1 protein-coding gene is annotated in these 995 nt (G+C 70.2%); it reads left to right on the top strand.

Annotation, left to right across the window (positions count from 1 at the left end; all coding sequences use genetic code 11):
* Positions 1–9: 9 nt before the first annotated feature.
* Positions 10–995 (top strand): polyketide synthase dehydratase domain-containing protein (locus E1294_RS52055; protein ID WP_181958693.1); only part of this gene is annotated, 986 nt, incomplete at its 3' end.

Genomic DNA, 995 nt, shown 5'->3' on the forward strand with positions numbered 1-995 from the left:
CCGGATGGGGTGCTGACCGGGCTGGCGCAGCAGAGCGTCGAGGACGCGGTGTTCGTCCCGGCGGTGCGTAGGGACCGTGACGAGGTCCGCGCCCTGATCGAGGCGCTGGGCCGACTGCATGTTCACGGTATTGGCGTGGACTGGGAGGCAGTCCTCGGTTCGGGCCGGTTCGTGGACTTGCCCACCTATGCCTTCCAGCATGAGCGGTTCTGGGTGCCGGCGGCTCTGGAGTCGCAGGATGTGGGTGCGGCCGGGCTGGGCGCCATCGACCATCCGTTGTGGAGTGCGGTGACCGAGGTCGCCGGTGGGGAGTCGGTGGTCTTCTCGGGCCGGTTGTCGCTGACCGGGCAGCCGTGGCTGGCCGATCACCAGGTGGATGGCCGGGTGGTGGTGCCGGGGGCGGCGTTGGTGGAGCTGGCGTTGCGTGCTGGTCAGGAGCTGGGGTGTGCGCGGCTGGTCGAGTTGACCATGCAGGCGCCGTTGGTGGTGTCGGCCGGGGCCGGGGTGGATGTCCAGTTGGTGGCCGGGCCGTGTGATGAGGTCGGTGGCCGTCCGGTGAGTCTGCACTCGCGTGAGGTTCCGGAGGGCGAGTGGACCCTGCACGCGCAGGGGTTGCTGGCTGATCAGGACGTGGAGCCGGTCGCGGTGGTGGGGCAGTGGCCGCCGGTTGGTGCGCGGCCGGTTGAGGTCGAGCACGTGTATGACGACATGGCGGCGATGGGCCTGGCGTACGGGCCGTTGTTCCAGGGTTTGGTGGCTGCCTGGCAGCACGGGGACGCGGTGTTCGCCGAGATCGCCCTTCCCGAGCAGGCGCATGCGGACGCTGGGTTGTTCGGGTTGCACCCGGCGTTGCTGGATGCGTCGTTGCATGTTGCGGCGTTGGGTGATCTGGTGCCGCGGGCGGAGTCGGGGCGGCCGTATCTGCCGTTCGCGTGGAGTGGTGTGTCGTTGCACGCGGCGGGCGCGACGGGTCTGAGGGTCAAGGTCGCCCGCGG

The sequence above is a fragment of the Nonomuraea diastatica genome (assembly GCF_004349015.1).
Lineage (GTDB): Bacteria > Actinomycetota > Actinomycetes > Streptosporangiales > Streptosporangiaceae > Nonomuraea > Nonomuraea diastatica.